This window comes from Colwellia sp. 6_MG-2023, from assembly GCF_030547765.1.
GTDB lineage: Bacteria > Pseudomonadota > Gammaproteobacteria > Enterobacterales > Alteromonadaceae > Colwellia.
The window spans coordinates 19,341-34,171 of the sequence record NZ_JAUOPP010000020.1; the positions used below are offsets into that span (position 1 = coordinate 19,341).

Genomic DNA, 14,831 nt, shown 5'->3' on the forward strand with positions numbered 1-14,831 from the left:
AAACTTAACAAGTTGCTTTAACGGACAAAAAACAGCTGGCTTTTGCTCGTTCCTCGCTAATTTTAGCCAGCTATTTTATTGCCGCTTAGCAAAGCGTTAGCTAGCAAAGGATCTCGTCAGGCTTATGAGTAAATGGATATTTGCTTTAATTCAATTTTTACCTTTATCTACGTTTGCTACTTTCGCATTTTGGAATGGTGCTCCATCTAACGATCGTTGGCTTGAAGCTTTTCAGCTAGGAGCTTTGCTAGGCTTAATTCAACTAATCATTTTACTGCCTCAGAAAAAACCTCTAAATCGCTTAGTTTTAGCTGGTAATATTTACCTAATTCTTGGAGGTTTAGCCGCTTTCTTTCAGCAATGGTGGTATTTGAACATTTACGACTCATTGCGCGAATCAGCTATTATCATATTAATGGTTATTGTTGGCAGCTTAACCACCTTTGCCTCATCTTCAGGCTTTATTGCTGTCAAAGGCAGTAACCGTAAATTTTCCGTTTATTTACTTTTAGCGTCAATTTCAATGATTCCGTTTGCAATTATTTTTGAGGGTAATCGTACTTTTGCGGCTGTTTTGCCCATTATATTTTTGGCAATACTACAGCGCTATTTATCATACATTGCCAAACGAGTACTTGTGTCGCAAAATGCTAGCTAACAAGCTGTTAAACAAGGACAAAAAACAGTTGGTTTTTGCTCCTTAAAATTAACTAAGACACTCACTTATAATTGATAAATTCAAACCTCTTGCCTATGGTTAAATAACAATCTAAAGGAAGAGGTTTTTTATTATGGCTACCGCAAGAAAAAGACAAATTAGTTTACAAGATACGCCTTACTATCACTGTATTTCACGCTGTGGACGTAGGGCTTTTTTGTGCGGAGAAGATAAATATACAAGGCAAAGCTTTGAGCATAGAAGGGGTTGGTTAGAAGAGAAGTTATTGGCCTTAATAAAAATTTAAGTGAGTGTCTTTGTTAATTGTGAGTGTCTTTGTTAATTGTGTACGTAGGGCTTTTTTTATGCGGAGAAGATAAATATACAGGTCAAAGCTTTGAGCATAGAAGGGGTTGGTTAGATACTATTTTATGGAACACAAAATTAGAGTGGATGACCACGTTATTCACGCCTAGCATTAAGCCATGCTTAGGTTTGGTTATGGGAAATCATTTAATCTATTTGTACTGTGCATTAGTTACCTAATGCACAGTACAAAATTGAATGGCTAATGTGTGGTTAGTTTGTTAATTATTCCTGCCACTTTTAGCATGAGCCGCCGCACGGAAAATGGTGTTTGTTAATAGCAGGTTCATGCCTTCTAAGTAAGCGCGGTAAGTTGGTGATTGAGTGAAACCAATGACCATGCCTTTACCTTGAGGTTGGTGAACCAACAGTGGTTTGTAAGCCAGTTGCGCTTTATTTTGCTCCCACAAATAACCGCTTGCTAACACTTCATCTTTTGCTGCAAACCAAGCTAAGTTTTTGCCAGAATTTAGCGTGATTGGCGTGTAAATATCTCTACCGTAAGCAACGGTAACTAACTTTTTGTCTATACCAGCTGTGAGCCAATGCTCTTGGTCTACTTCAATATTTGCCAGTACACCAGCTACATAGTCAGGGGAGGTTTCAGCTTCAACAATTGACTTAGCTAAATCGCTTTTGGACTCAAATAACTGTCCTGCTATCTTGTTTTCACTATCATCATTTTTTGAGCTTGGTTTCTCTTTGCGAAATGCATTTTCACGTTTTATGTCTAACAAGCCATATTCAGCATTGGAGGTAAAGCGGTTAGCGCTACCTAAGGCGATTAATGTACCTCCGCCTTGTACCCAATGTTTTAGATTTTCTGCCCCTGATTTACCTAATGCTCTTTGATAGTTGCCCTCTGGTAAAATAAGTACTTGATAGTCACTTAAATCAGCCCATGCGAGCATTGGGGTACGAATAGCGGTAACAGGGTAACCAAGTTGGCGCTCAATCACAAAACGGGTGTTACCAGCACTTAGCTCAGAGGTTGGAGTGTCCCAAGCTATTGCAATTTTCGGGGCGACCATAGGAACCGATTTTCCGCTGCCAAAGCTTGGGCCGTCAGTTACCCAGCTTGTGTTAACGCCTTCAACAATAGCTCCGGTTTGTTTGGCTATGTTGTTAATTTTTGTGAGTAAAGTATCGTCATTTAAGCGAGTTTCAATAACTAAGCTACCAGCAGGATAACTTGATTTACCGTTAAGAACAAAAGCTTCATCAGCACTTTTTAAGTTAATACCAGCTTGTAATGCAGCGGTTAAAAATCTTGCTGAAGCCATATCTCCCCATGCTACCAAGTAAGCTACGCTGGCATTTGGATTAATAACCTTACCAACTAAATTGTGTTGTTGATTTACCTTATTGCTAGCAACCTTAATTTGATCATCACAGGTGTTGGTGTCGACATTAAACATCATAGGTAATGACCAACCCGTTACATCGTAAATTTGATCACCTAAATTGCGCGCTCTGCGTCTTTCTTGCTCTTTAATAAAGTCTTCAGCGATATCAACTTGGTTCGCAAAAGTGGTTTTAACAAACATTCCGCGCGGTTGTGCAGTATCTATAAAGTAACTACCGGCTTTATAATTTACGCCACAGGCTTTAAAGTTAGCGGTTGCCTGCTGAACTTCAACCCCGTGTTTGGCCATTAATGTTGCTAACCTGTGATTACCTTCACGGTTAGTTTCATCGGCCATAATGTAAACTCTTTCTTCGCTTTTTTTACCAGCTGCAATTGCATTACGCTGATATTGATAAAAGTCAGCAAGTATTTTCTTACGGGCGTTAGCTGTACCTTCTGCGGTAGAGATAGATGCAATAAAGTTTCTTTGTACTGTGTTAAGGAAGGTAAGGGTATCGCCAGTTTTCTTTTCAAACAAATGACCACGAGAAGATCCTACTTCATAAGTAGAAGCAGACGCACCATAAAATACCGGCCAGCTGTCACCATATCCTGGATAAAAGGCATCAAAAATTTCACGAGTAAAATAGTCGTGCCCAAATTTATCAAAGTGCTTAGCATGGTTGCGACCAATTGCATCCATGTTGGCTATTTGCTTTTCAGTCATAAATGGATTGAACGGTTGTGCCGCAGGTGCAAAATAAAAGGACTGATCGCCGCCCATTTCATGCAAATCAACGACTACCTGAGGTTTGTGTTTATTGATGACACTCACTTTACCTTGAGTCTCTGGTTGCGTTAGCGCTAGCCAATCTCGGTTCATATCAAATAAATAGTGATTTACTCGTCCTCGTGGCCAAGGTTCGTTATGTTCTGCACTTAATCTATCTGCGCTGTGTTGCATACCTGCGGTGGCGTAATAGCGAGAAACAAAACGCTCTCGTCCATCTGGGTTTTGTAATGGATCAATAAAGACTAGCGTGTTGTCGAGGATGTTTTGATTGGTGCTTTGATTTTGCGCTGCCAGTAAATGATAAGCGGTAAACATTGCAGAATCTGTTGTGCTGATTTCATTGCCGTGCACTGCATACTGTAACCATACAGACGCAGGGAGGTTTTTAATAATATTATCTGCTTGTTTTTTACTGGTGACTCTTGGGTCAGCTAAAGCTTGAGTTCGAGCGGTAATATCATCCAGTGCTTTAATATTCTTGGCTTTACCAATTACAGCATATATGAGCTCTCGTCCTTCCCAGCTGGTGGCGTAGTTAAACAGTTTAATACGATCTGGAGCCGCTTGCTGTAGCGCCTCAAAATAACGACGCATTTCTTGGTAGTTAGCAATTCGTTCGCCTACATCGTAGCCGAGTACTTGCTTAAACGTTGGTATTTTGGCGTTGTAAGTTGTACCGGGCCACATAGCGTCGGTATTACTTTCGTTGGCATTAATATCAGCAGTGGCGGCCAAAAGGCACATTGATACCGCTATAATTAGTCGATTTACTATCATTGATATTCCACCTAGAAGGAAGCTTAAATAAAAAAGTAAGTACAAAAAAAGCAACATTACAAAACTATTGAGATGAAAGAAATAAAAAAACGCTAAGTTGCCAGATAATAGAGGTAGTTGATAAATTTAAACAGGGTGAGGAAGTCATCAACAAGATGACTTAATTAGGCCACCCATAATAACATTGCCTTGTTCATAATATTGAAAAGTTAAGCAACAGCTGCATTAAGGGTTAAAAGTCCAACGCCACATCATAGCAACCGTTATAACACTGAATTATCAGACGTTAATCCACTATTTCTTTAAGTTAACGATGTAAAAATAAAATCGCCAAAAACGTAAACGTTTTGATTGTTAAAAGAAAACAATCCAGTTAGGGTATTTTGATTAATCAATAATATGAAAACGAGTTATTCTACAAGCTCGTTAGCCGTATAGTTGTAACCTCGAGTCTGTGTGATACTATAATGATACATTATTTTATTTTAAATAGGTTTTATCATGAGAGTTGAACTCGTAACAACACTTAAACGTCAAGCGACTAAAATCTTGGCTGATCTTCATATTTCCAAAGAACCAGTATTAATTACGGAACATGGGCAACCATCAGCTTATTTAGTTGATGTTGATGATTATGAGTTTATGCAACAGAGAATGGCTATCCTTGAAGGAGTAGCACGCGGTGAGCAAGCAATTAAAAATGATAATACATTTTCAAATCAAGTTGCGAAAGAGAAAATGAGCAAATGGCTGAAGTAATATGGACATCACCAGCTCTTGATGATTTAAATGATATAGCTGAATACGTTGCTTTAAGTAATATTCCTGCGGCTAAAAAGTTGGTTCAAAAAGTTTTCGATAAAATATCAAGATTAGAAAGTCATCCTGAATCTGGTAAAAGGCCACAGGAGTTAATTAACTTAAATTATCGCGAAGTTAATGTTAATCCCTGTCGCATTTTCTATAAAGTTGATGGTGACAAAGTTTATATTTTGCATGTCATGCGACAAGAACGAGATCTACGTAGATTTCTTCTACAGAGCTAAATACGGCATACAAGCGTATTAAGATGAGACATAAGCGTTGGCTGTGTTTTGTACCTCAACTGACTTAATTAGGCCACCCATAATAACATTGCCTTGTTCATAATATTGAAAAGTTAAGCAACACCTGCATTAAGGGTTAAAAGTCCAACGCCACATCATAGAAACCGTTATAACACTGAATTATCAGACGTTAATCCACATTATCATGGCTGGCCTATTAAGTTCTCTCAGCTCTCATTGATTGTTGTTCTTTCTGAGCCTCTACTTAAATGAATAACTGGACTACATAAAGCTAAGCTATGCAAACAGTTTTCCCTAAAAACTGACTAAAGTTGTTCTATATCATTTAAACTTAAATTCGTTAAAACAAACATTTGACTGAAAAAAAACGAAGAGTATATTTTTACTTATTCTTAAATTATTTTTTTAACGAAGTACATACTATGAGCAACTCTAAAATTTATTTAAACGGATTAGGATTAGCTTCCTTATCAGCTGCAGTTTACTTAGTGCAGAAAGTTGGCTTCAACCCCGAAAATATTCACATTTTTGAAAAAAACACGGAAACGGATTTAGTTGGTGGGTCAATGGATGCATCTTTTAAAATGGTTGATGGCAAGCCTGTTTACATAATGCGAGGCAGCCGTATGTACGAAGATAAGGTATATTGCTGCACCAAAGAATTTTGGTCATTAATACCTTATGACGAACTTAGGTCTTGCCTAGACGACTATGAAGCTAATGCTAAAGAATGCAATATGGACACTGTGGTTCGTCTATTACATGCAAACGGAGAGAAAGATACTGGACACGATCTTGGATTAGGTGCTACTGAAGCGCTTCAAATGGCTCGATTAATAGAAATACCAGAATCTAAAATACCAGCGGATGCTAAAATCACAGATTATTTTAGTGACGCTTTTTTTAAGAGTAATTACTGGTACATGTGGCGTGCTCTTTTTGCATTTCAGCCATGGCACTCTGCGATAGAGATGAAGCGTTACATGAAACTATTTTATCACCGTATGTCTGATATGGATAAAATGACCTCTTTAGAACGTACACGTTACACAAACTACCACTCGTTCATTCTGCCTGCGATTAAACTCATAACAAAAAAAGGCGTTCAAATACATTATAATACTTGTATTACGGATGTTGATTTTAAAGAAAGTGATGATAAACGCTGGGTGGAACGCTTACATTTAAAAAATGCAGAAGATGAAACCTTAGACTCAATAGAGGTTAAACCACAAGATAAAGCATTTTTGACAATCGGGTCAATTGTTTCTAATCATTCTTATGGTTCTCATGATGAGCCTGTATCTACAACACCGGTAGAAAAACCAGGCGAAGCTTATCAATTATGGCAAAACATAGTATCAAAACAAACAGACCTAGGTAGGCCAGACCGTTTTTTACGTGACGTTTCACTTTCCAGAATGATGCACTTTACCGTAACGTTTAGAGGAAACCTTTTTGAAAGAAAATTCCAATGGTTAGTTGAACGACAAATGGGAGTACAAAGCCCGTTACCTTTAACACAATCTCCGTGGATAATGCATTTACACACCTATCGCCAGCCTTTTTTCCCAGGTCAAGCGGCTGATACTTGTGTAATTTGGGTTTCAGCGTTAGGTGAAGATAATATTGGTCAATTTGTAAAAAAACCGATGTATGAATGTACTGGAAAAGAAATTTTAGAAGAGCTTTTAGGACATTTATGGGCAGATCTAGACGAAAACGAAAAAACAGAACTTCTTGAAACATCTTATTGTATACCTTGTAGATTACCTTACGGGATTTCTCAGTTTTTACCTAGAACCGAAGGTGACAGACCTCCTGTTGTCCCTAAAGGCTCGCAAAACTTTGCACTGTTAGGACAATTTGTTGAAATACCAGATGGGATAGTTTTCACAACCGAATATAGTGTTCGAGGGGCTATATTAGCCATTAACAAATTAATAGACCCATCAATAAAACCACCTGAAATGTACTTTGGTCAACACCATTTATGGGATAACTTAAAAAATGTAAAAGCAATTTTAAGTTAATTCCCCAGGAACGCTCGTTTTAAAAATAACGTGTAACAATAACAAGGCCTTATATGGACGCTCCCCTGAAATCAAGGGGAGTTAGTTTGTAAAGGTTAATTGTAACGCTTTTCTGTGTTAATTCTCATGTATATTATTAATGTCTCGAAATAGATGTTCGTTAATTTGAATTAATCGCTTATCCGTATTCTGTAATGATTTAACGATAAGTTGTTTATTTGAATGTTCGAGCCAAATGAAATTGAAAAGCATATCAATAAACTCAAATGTCGCCATATTGCTTGGGGATGGTAAGTAAATTCCCTTTAGGGTTGATAGTCTAATATTTATTTCTATAGGTTTTTCAATCAGTATAGTAGCGATGTCTAGTTTACGAATAAAAAGCTTATTAAACTTTTTATAGTCAGCTGTTCCATTATCAGTATTTGCGGCGTAAAAATATTCCTTTTCTTCATCAGGAAAAAGCCAATGTAAGCACGAAAACTAAAAGTTGTGCTCGGTGAGACATTCCAAGCACGTTCTTTCTTTCTTTCTCTGTTGGCAAATGCTAAACCATAGCCAATAGTTGACCCCGCGATATGCGCTTTAGTATTTAAAGATTGACTTAGTCGCGTCATAAGGTCGGGGTTAATTAAACGTTTACCATCTATTTTTCTGCTACGTAATCATTATATCCAAACATCATTTTGGGCAGTAAGTGTACTGTCAGAGTCGCCTGTATTTACAACACCTTTAGGTTCAACAATCATAATTTTGCATTCATTGTTAGCAACCGGCTTATGTTCTACACCTTTAGGGATCACAAACATTTCTCCCGAATTTAATGTGACAATACCGTCGCGAAATTCTATGTTAAGTGTACCTTCTATAACAATAAAGACTTCATCAGTATCAGGATGCTCATGCCAAACAAAACTGCCTTCAACTTTTACTAACTTAAATTGATAATCATTCATTTCGGCAATAACACGTGGTGACCAATGTTCGGTAAACTTCGTGAACTTATCCTTAAAATTAATTACATCGTTATTCATGTTTATTTATCCTATTTAATGATCGACCGTATTAAAGTGACATTGTTAGCTTAGCCTAACAATGAGCTTATAAATGTTAAATAGTGTTGCCTGCTTCCTGTTGATGAAAGTAGCGATTAAGTGCCAATGATTGCAGTAAACTGGTAACGCTTGAGGTTGCCCAATATAAACCGATAGCAGATGGAAAATTGATTAAGGTAATAATACAAATAATTGCGGGAATAACAAATAACAAGGTGCTAGTTTGTTCTGCGCTACCGGGCATCACAACCATAGAAAAATAAGTAATAACGCCAACAAGTAATGCCAATGCTACGTCAGGTTTTGCAATATTAACAATCCAAGCAAACTTACTATTAAAGATTACTTGTTGAAGAGCTTGAAACATACCTAATCCAAATACACCTTGGCTTGCTATATTCATCACACTATTTTTATCTAAAAATTTAATATTGTGTTTTTTATATAACGCCATCGTATGTTTAGCAATCTCACTAGGGCTATCTTTATGAAGCGCTTTTAGTTTTTCCAGCTCTGGCTGTATTGTAGCGATTGCTTTTTTATTTTTGTACATATTTGCCATAGCAAAAATATTAACAGGCATTAATATTAAGCGGCCTATAAGCGTTACACAAATAATTGCTATCGCCTCACTAATACCTGCCTCATAAGAAACAAACTCGATAGACTGTACAATAAACGCTATAAATATATTCCAAATATCCATTTTAACAACTCATCCGTCAGACATAATATGTCAAGGTAGCTCTTGTGACATATTATGTCAATGGGTTCTGTTAAATTATTTTCTGTTTTATTGGTGTACTACCGATGCATAATTTATATTGAATACTACGTAATTTTGCTTCATATTTAATACACTTTTTACTTCTATATTATGCTGTTATGTCATTTTTAAAATTTAGTCACAGGCTCATTATTACGCTTGCCTGTACGTTACCACTGACAAGTTACGCTGAACTTGATGAAAACGAAAAACAAATAGTCAAGCAGGTTGAAATCAATGTTCCCCAAGCGATCCAACAAATAGAACAAGCTGTAAATATTAATAGTGGTTCACTGAATATTGAAGGTGTTAAAAAAGTAGGTAAGCTTGCAAGCGAACAGTTAGCTGCAATTGGATTTAAAGTAGAATGGCTTGATGGCAGTGCATTCAAGCGAGCAGGGCATGTACTTGCAACACATGAAAGTAGAAATCCCAGCGCAATAAAAATACTGATGATCGGCCATCTTGATACAGTTTTTGCAAAACATGATGATTTTACTACTTATAAACAACTTGGAGCTAATCAAGCTAGCGGTCCAGGCGTTGCTGATATGAAAGGCGGTAATACCATAATAATTACCGCGCTTAAAAGTTTACAAGCCCTTAATTTACTTGAGAACGTTAGCATAAAAGTATTACTGACGGGTGATGAAGAAAGTAGTGGTCGCCCATTAAATTTATCTAAAAAAGCAATTGTTGACGCGGCTGAGTGGGCCGATGTAGCGCTTGGTTATGAAAATGGCGATAATAATATTAAAACCGCAATGGCTGCTCGACGAGGTTATGTTGGCTGGAGACTAAATATAAGTGCAGCTGCGGCACATTCATCACAAATTTTTAGTGAAAATGTCGGGTATGGTGCTATTTACGAAGCATCACGCATTTTAAATAGCTTTAGAGAGCAACTTGCAACACAACCTAATTTAACCTTTAATCCAGGGTTAATTGTAGGTGGCACTAACGCTGACTACGATAGCGTTAATTCATCAGCGACAGCATTCGGTAAAAGTAATGTGATAGCTCAAACGGTACATGTCGCTGGCGATTTACGCGCGCTTTCACCTGAGCAAGTCGAAAAAACAAAAAAAGTAATGCAGCAAATTGTGGATAAAAATTTAAATGGTAGTAAAGCTGAACTGGTTTTTGAAGACGGTTATCCGCCAATGGCGTTGACTGAAGGGAATAAAAAACTATTAGCATTATACAGCGAAGCTAGTCAAAATTTAGGCTACAACAAGGTGGTCGCAGCTAACCCTAGAAATGCTGGCGCAGCCGATATTTCGTTTGCTGCCAACCATGTTGATATGGCACTCGACGGTTTAGGGTTAATGGGCAGTGGCGCACATACTAAAAACGAAAAAGCCGACTTAACCAGCCTTGACAAAAACATAAAAAAAACAGCATTACTTATTTATAGACTTGCAAATCTAAAACGATGAATTTAAGTTTCAGCATAAAAAGTGCTCATAATTAGGTTAACTAAAACCACTTGTTGAATTTATACTCTGTAAAATATTTTCTGATAAGTGGTTTAAGTAAATAAGTAAGTTAAGAGTTTTGAATATACTCAAGTGCACTCATTTTTTTATAACTAACATTTGAGTGCAAAATATGAACAGGGTTTGGATCAACAACTTCAACGGCTATATTGTAATTACGCGCAATATCTAAAGCCATTTGCGTAATATTCACACTAAATGATGTCCCCATAAATACTATTTTATCGGCGTCTCTCATTCGTTTTTGCGCTTCACTTATTCTGTAAAGTTCGGTGTAGTATTCATCAAATAAAAGTACAAAGGGCTTAAAAGATTGATTAAGTACAGGCGCTTTTTCTTGAATATTAAATATGTCAAATAAAGAGGCATGTAAACGGCTTTCATCAACACTTTCCCATGGTGCATTGAGTGGTGTTACATCCTCGCTTTGCTCATGAAATAGCGTCATTTGGTCGAGTCTGCCATGAATAGCAATGTAGTTTTTATTACCAGCTTTACCGTCAAGCCCATCAATATTTTGTGTTATTACGTTTTTATCACTTAGCCAATGGTGAACATCATTTGGGCCATGATTGCGGTAAGTTGCAAAGCGATAATAATACCAAGCTAAAAACTCTTTTGGTGAATTTTCATACATTGCTCTAGTCGCCATTTCCATCGGAGTATAATTTTTACTACCTATAGTCCAATAGCCATCTTCGCCTCTAAAAGTGGGAATTCCACTCGCTGCACTTACTCCTGCACCTGTAATGTATAGTGTATTCACTTTTCTACCTCATAACCTAGTACGTCAGCTGTTATTTGTTGTTTGTCATTCATACCACCAATACGATATAAAATACCGTTGTGTTCAAGCAATCCACGGTGATCCATACTGGGTATCTTAGTAGGTGATAATGTTTTCCATTCATTTTTTTCTATATTAAAACGCCATACATGATTGCTTGCGGGGGCAGGTTTACCATTATAACCAATGCCATTATAGTTATAAGGCGTATTAGAGCCGGCTAGCATGTAAATGTCATTGTTGTAATTAGTTGCAGCCATGCGGTAATGTGCGCTGCCAGTTGGGTGCGGCAAGGTGCGCCAGTCTATTTTTTGGGGATTAACGGGGTCAATTGTACCTTTTAAACACTGTGCTAAACCTTTAAATGAACGCCGAGAATCAGGATTTGCTTGAGTTTTTACACCATCACAAACAACAATAGTATTGCCACTAATAGCAGCGGCCTGCCCAAATACAGGTTCACCTAAAAATGGCGAAGCTTGTTGCCATGTATTGGTTTGAATATCATAAATTTGTACTAAATTTACGTTTCCATCATTATGCCAGCCACTAATTAAATATATGTAACGAGCTTTATAGCTTAGTGCTACGCTATCATCTACTGGCACAGGCATACTTGCTAGCTGTGTATATGTGTTTTTTATTACGTCGTATTTATAAACATCTGGGCTTGAAACTTCATTGTGATCGCTCGCTACGGTATAACCACCAAATAGGTAGGCATATTCTCCTAACCCAACAGCAGTGCTCGCTAAACGTCCTTTTATTGTTAAACTTGAAGGCACGTTAGCTTTTGCTTGCCATTGTTCATCACCTATTCTTAGTGTCCATACTTTATTGTGTACATCGTTATATTGTTTATTTTTACTTAATCCCATAAAGCTTAAAAAATAGGTGTGGTTTTGTGAGGTAACTTTGGCAACAGCATTATTGGTAACGGGTTCAGATAAAGGGGGAAGGGTTGATAACGCAAGAGATAAAAAAAGACTCATAAGATAAAAAATTTACTAGTAATTTATATGCTTAGGTTAAATTATTTTTTCATTACGAGAAAGTATTATTATTGTAAATTGGCTAAACGACTCCCCCTTAAATTTAGGTTCAAAAATTAAAGTTATATTCAAATTAATAACCTAAAACCATTAAATCCAATAATGGCACGATTTTAGCTTTTATATTTTTATGCTATATCAAACAGGAATCAGACAGGTGAAACCATACGTACCCATTATTGTTGATGTTGAAGCCTCTGGATTCGGTTCTTTAAGTTATCCCGTCGAAATAGGCATAGCCTTACCTAATGGCGAGCGATACTGTTCACTGATAGCCCCAGATCCTACATGGCTACATTGGGATCCTGAAGCTGAAGCTCTTCACGGCCTGAGTAGAGACAAACTAATTGCAAATGGAAAAAGCCCCAAAGAAGTGTGCCAGAGCTTGAACGCGCTACTAAAAGGGGAAACACTTTACTCTGACGGTTGGACTGTCGACTACCCCTGGATACGTACTTTATTTCAAGCTGGTCGAGAAGATATTACTTTCAGAGTAAGTGCATTGGAAATGGTACTAAAAGAGGAAGATTTCTTGAGTTGGGACAAAACCAAAGCAATGGTTCGTGAGAAAATTGGCGCAGGTCGACACCGTGCAAGCTGGGATGCCAGAGTTATACAAGAGACATTTTTAGAGCTGCAATCACAAAAGAAAAAGGTAGGCTTTGCCCTAACAGAGAACACTTTCGTCGACTAATGCACTGTAAGTGTTCAGGATTTAGTTTTTAGAAGTTGTTACGCCAAAAGCTTATTACAGTCATTAATATTGGTTCGTTGCTTCAAACCTTTGTGCTCACAGTAATCTGTTAATACATCACTGTGTTCTAGCAATACTTTGAGTGACTGTCCCCTATATTGTCTATATGTTGGTGATTTTAACAAGTAGCAATGATTACATCGTTAGCGAGATTGGTATTAACCTACTCAATAAGTTAGCAGATAAAGAAAGGGCGTAATACAATGCGTATTACGCCCTTTTTTATTTAAATGTGCGAGCATTTATCGGTTATTTTATCAGTAAGTCGTACTTACTCACTCATAATATTATTTTTGCTTAGCGTTATTACTTCGCTTTGATTCGCAACAACTCTTTCTTTTGCTATCATCTCACTAGCATTATCTTGTATAGTGCTAGGGGTGATAGTAATAGTTGAAAATGTTACGGCTAAGTTAGCTTGTGCTTGGTTAATCAAGCTTTCTTGTTTAATCGGCTCTGCTTTAATTAAGTCAGAGGCTTGGGCAATTGATGCTAATCCAGAAGCAAAATAAACCATTACGGCTGATGTAGCTACAATAGCTAGTTTATATATGTTAATACTTTTCATGTCTTATTCCTATTTGACCTAATAATAAATTTTTCGTTGGTGCCATCTTTTCGGCTGATAGATTTATTAGGACTTTCCTCGCGCTTGCTCTTTTTCGCAATATGCAAGCAGAGATAAAATAGCACTGCTCACACTTTTTGTTAGAACCTTGAGATGATGTCCTTCATCTATTGGCGCTATAATACTTAAAAAAGCATAGAATTTAAAACGACAAATAATCATGTTATTCATTAGAAAAACTAATGAATAGTTGGTATGCTGTATTCTAAATAATTTATGTGTAAATTCACTTTTATATTAATATGGAATCAGGTGTAACTTGGCTAGTAGATTACCACCATTAAACGCATTGCGTGCATTTGAAGCATCGGCTAGGCAGTTAAGTTTCACGCGAGCAGCAGAGGAGTTGTTTGTTACTCAAGCAGCTGTAAGCCACCAGATCAAAGCACTGGAAGAGCATTTAGGTATTAAATTGTTTATGCGAAAAAATCGTTCTTTATTATTGACGGAAGAAGGGCAGTCATATTATTTAGATATAAAAGATATTTTTAATTCACTCTATGATGCAACTGAAAGGTTACTTGCTCGTGGTGCTAAAGGGGCTATTACGGTTAGTTCACAAGCAAGTTTTGCCATACAATGGCTTGTGCCACGTCTTAGTGCTTTTAACGCCTTACACCCCGATATTGATGTGCGAATAAAAGCGGTAGATCAAGCTGAAAACTCACTCACTGAAGATGTTGATGTCGCTATTTATTATGGTCGAGGTCGTTGGCCAAATATTCATGCCGATAAATTACATACTGAGTATTTAATTCCTGTTTGTTCTCCTTTACTACTGCAAGAAGGGGCGGCGAGTGGTAAACCGCCATTATTATCGTTAGATGACTTACAACATCATACCTTATTGCATGATACGTCGCGTAGAGATTGGAAGCGTTGGTTTAAGCAAGTAGGTGTTAAGGGAACTAATGTGAATCATGGTCCTATTTTTAGTCACTCTGCTATGGTAGTTCAAGCTGCTTTATATGGTCAAGGTGTAGCATTAGCCTATAGTGTATTAGCGAAACCGGATATAGATTCTGGTCGTTTAATTTGCCCTTTTAATGATGTGTTAGTGAGTAAAAACTCATACTTTGTTGTCTGTCGCGAATCTCAAAAAGATATAGGTAAAATAGAAGCGTTTAGGGATTGGTTACTTGATATGGTTGAATCAGAGCAAGAGCAAGTTAAAAATGGTCAAATTACGTAAGGTATTCAACTCAATTTTCCTTAGTGAAAAATTTTATCCACCGGAGTAACAGGCGA

13 protein-coding genes and 2 pseudogenes are annotated in these 14,831 nt (G+C 37.2%); 9 read left to right on the forward strand and 6 right to left on the reverse strand.

Annotated features, from left to right (window positions below):
* Nucleotides 1-124 precede the first annotated feature (124 nt).
* The 3 genes and pseudogenes from Q4503_RS13030 to Q4503_RS13040 form a co-directional block, all read left to right on the forward strand.
* The gene (locus tag Q4503_RS13030) at nucleotides 125-658 is read left to right on the forward strand and encodes a hypothetical protein (protein WP_303602528.1); all 534 of its coding nucleotides are present in this window, start codon (nucleotides 125-127) and stop codon (nucleotides 656-658) included.
* A gap of 133 nt (nucleotides 659-791) precedes the next feature.
* Nucleotides 792-947: pseudogene (locus Q4503_RS13035) on the forward strand (transposase); the annotation flags it as partial.
* Nucleotides 948-1,002: 55 nt separating this feature from the next.
* A pseudogene (locus tag Q4503_RS13040) lies at nucleotides 1,003-1,081 on the forward strand (Type I secretion system protein TolC); the annotation flags it as partial.
* Nucleotides 1,082-1,245: 164 nt separating this feature from the next.
* Here the strand turns inward: Q4503_RS13040 and Q4503_RS13045 are convergent.
* On the reverse strand, nucleotides 1,246-3,942 hold the full coding sequence (locus Q4503_RS13045) for a M14 family metallopeptidase (protein WP_303602529.1): 2,697 nt from the start codon (nucleotides 3,940-3,942) through the stop codon (nucleotides 1,246-1,248).
* Nucleotides 3,943-4,443: 501 nt separating this feature from the next.
* Between Q4503_RS13045 and Q4503_RS13050 the strand changes: the two genes are divergently transcribed.
* The 3 genes from Q4503_RS13050 to Q4503_RS13060 all read left to right on the forward strand — a co-directional run bounded on the left by Q4503_RS13050 (nucleotide 4,444) and on the right by Q4503_RS13060 (nucleotide 7,042).
* Complete coding sequence (locus tag Q4503_RS13050; RefSeq protein WP_303602530.1) at nucleotides 4,444-4,701, forward strand: type II toxin-antitoxin system Phd/YefM family antitoxin; 258 nt, start codon at nucleotides 4,444-4,446, stop codon at nucleotides 4,699-4,701.
* The gene (locus tag Q4503_RS13055) at nucleotides 4,689-4,988 is read left to right on the forward strand and encodes a type II toxin-antitoxin system RelE/ParE family toxin (RefSeq protein ID WP_303602531.1); all 300 of its coding nucleotides are present in this window, start codon (nucleotides 4,689-4,691) and stop codon (nucleotides 4,986-4,988) included. The genes Q4503_RS13050 and Q4503_RS13055 overlap by 13 nt, the downstream gene beginning before the upstream one ends.
* A 443-nt stretch (nucleotides 4,989-5,431) precedes the next feature.
* Nucleotides 5,432-7,042, forward strand: a complete 1,611-nt coding sequence (locus tag Q4503_RS13060; protein ID WP_303602532.1) for an oleate hydratase — start codon at nucleotides 5,432-5,434, stop codon at nucleotides 7,040-7,042.
* Nucleotides 7,043-7,710: 668 nt separating this feature from the next.
* On the opposite strand, the gene Q4503_RS13065 is transcribed toward Q4503_RS13060, so the two are convergent.
* Both Q4503_RS13065 and Q4503_RS13070 read right to left on the reverse strand, forming a co-directional pair.
* The gene (locus tag Q4503_RS13065; RefSeq protein ID WP_303602533.1) at nucleotides 7,711-8,076 is read right to left on the reverse strand and encodes a cupin domain-containing protein; all 366 of its coding nucleotides are present in this window, start codon (nucleotides 8,074-8,076) and stop codon (nucleotides 7,711-7,713) included.
* 76 nt (nucleotides 8,077-8,152) lie between these two features.
* On the reverse strand, nucleotides 8,153-8,803 hold the full coding sequence (locus tag Q4503_RS13070) for a YidC/Oxa1 family membrane protein insertase (RefSeq protein WP_303602534.1): 651 nt from the start codon (nucleotides 8,801-8,803) through the stop codon (nucleotides 8,153-8,155).
* Between the two features lie 179 nt (nucleotides 8,804-8,982).
* On the opposite strand from Q4503_RS13070, the gene Q4503_RS13075 reads away from it, so the two are divergent.
* A complete protein-coding gene (locus Q4503_RS13075; RefSeq protein WP_303602535.1) occupies nucleotides 8,983-10,302 on the forward strand; it encodes a M20/M25/M40 family metallo-hydrolase in 1,320 nt (439 codons plus the stop codon).
* A 109-nt stretch (nucleotides 10,303-10,411) separates the two neighbouring features.
* On the opposite strand, the gene Q4503_RS13080 is transcribed toward Q4503_RS13075, so the two are convergent.
* Nucleotides 10,412-11,128, reverse strand: coding sequence for a Sir2 family NAD-dependent protein deacetylase (locus Q4503_RS13080; protein WP_303602536.1), 717 nt, complete (start codon nucleotides 11,126-11,128; stop codon nucleotides 10,412-10,414).
* Complete coding sequence (locus Q4503_RS13085; protein ID WP_303602537.1) at nucleotides 11,125-12,141, reverse strand: kelch repeat-containing protein; 1,017 nt, start codon at nucleotides 12,139-12,141, stop codon at nucleotides 11,125-11,127. Before Q4503_RS13085 ends, Q4503_RS13080 begins: the two co-directional genes overlap by 4 nt.
* Nucleotides 12,142-12,586: 445 nt before the next feature.
* On the opposite strand from Q4503_RS13085, the gene Q4503_RS13090 reads away from it, so the two are divergent.
* Complete coding sequence (locus tag Q4503_RS13090; RefSeq protein WP_303602538.1) at nucleotides 12,587-12,895, forward strand: hypothetical protein; 309 nt, start codon at nucleotides 12,587-12,589, stop codon at nucleotides 12,893-12,895.
* 331 nt (nucleotides 12,896-13,226) lie between these two features.
* Here the strand turns inward: Q4503_RS13090 and Q4503_RS13095 are convergent, their stop codons facing one another.
* A complete protein-coding gene (locus tag Q4503_RS13095; protein ID WP_303602539.1) occupies nucleotides 13,227-13,523 on the reverse strand; it encodes a hypothetical protein in 297 nt (98 codons plus the stop codon).
* Between the two features lie 319 nt (nucleotides 13,524-13,842).
* On the opposite strand from Q4503_RS13095, the gene Q4503_RS13100 reads away from it, so the two are divergent.
* A complete protein-coding gene (locus tag Q4503_RS13100; RefSeq protein WP_159819514.1) occupies nucleotides 13,843-14,775 on the forward strand; it encodes a transcriptional regulator GcvA in 933 nt (310 codons plus the stop codon).
* Nucleotides 14,776-14,831: the final 56 nt, after the last annotated feature.

Bases quoted from the DNA above. Each gene is read 5' to 3' on its own strand.
- Q4503_RS13095 (WP_303602539.1), bottom strand. From the start codon at position 13,523: ATGAAAAGTATTAACATATATAAACTAGCTATTGTAGCTACATCAGCC.
- Q4503_RS13085 (WP_303602537.1), bottom strand. From the start codon at position 12,141: ATGAGTCTTTTTTTATCTCTTGCGTTATCAACCCTTCCCCCTTTATCT.
- Q4503_RS13045 (WP_303602529.1), bottom strand. From the start codon at position 3,942: ATGATAGTAAATCGACTAATTATAGCGGTATCAATGTGCCTTTTGGCC.
- Q4503_RS13055 (WP_303602531.1), top strand. From the start codon at position 4,689: ATGGCTGAAGTAATATGGACATCACCAGCTCTTGATGATTTAAATGAT.
- Q4503_RS13060 (WP_303602532.1), top strand. From the start codon at position 5,432: ATGAGCAACTCTAAAATTTATTTAAACGGATTAGGATTAGCTTCCTTA.
- Q4503_RS13075 (WP_303602535.1), top strand. From the start codon at position 8,983: ATGTCATTTTTAAAATTTAGTCACAGGCTCATTATTACGCTTGCCTGT.
- Q4503_RS13030 (WP_303602528.1), top strand. From the start codon at position 125: ATGAGTAAATGGATATTTGCTTTAATTCAATTTTTACCTTTATCTACG.
- Q4503_RS13065 (WP_303602533.1), bottom strand. From the start codon at position 8,076: ATGAATAACGATGTAATTAATTTTAAGGATAAGTTCACGAAGTTTACC.
- Q4503_RS13050 (WP_303602530.1), top strand. From the start codon at position 4,444: ATGAGAGTTGAACTCGTAACAACACTTAAACGTCAAGCGACTAAAATC.
- Q4503_RS13070 (WP_303602534.1), bottom strand. From the start codon at position 8,803: ATGGATATTTGGAATATATTTATAGCGTTTATTGTACAGTCTATCGAG.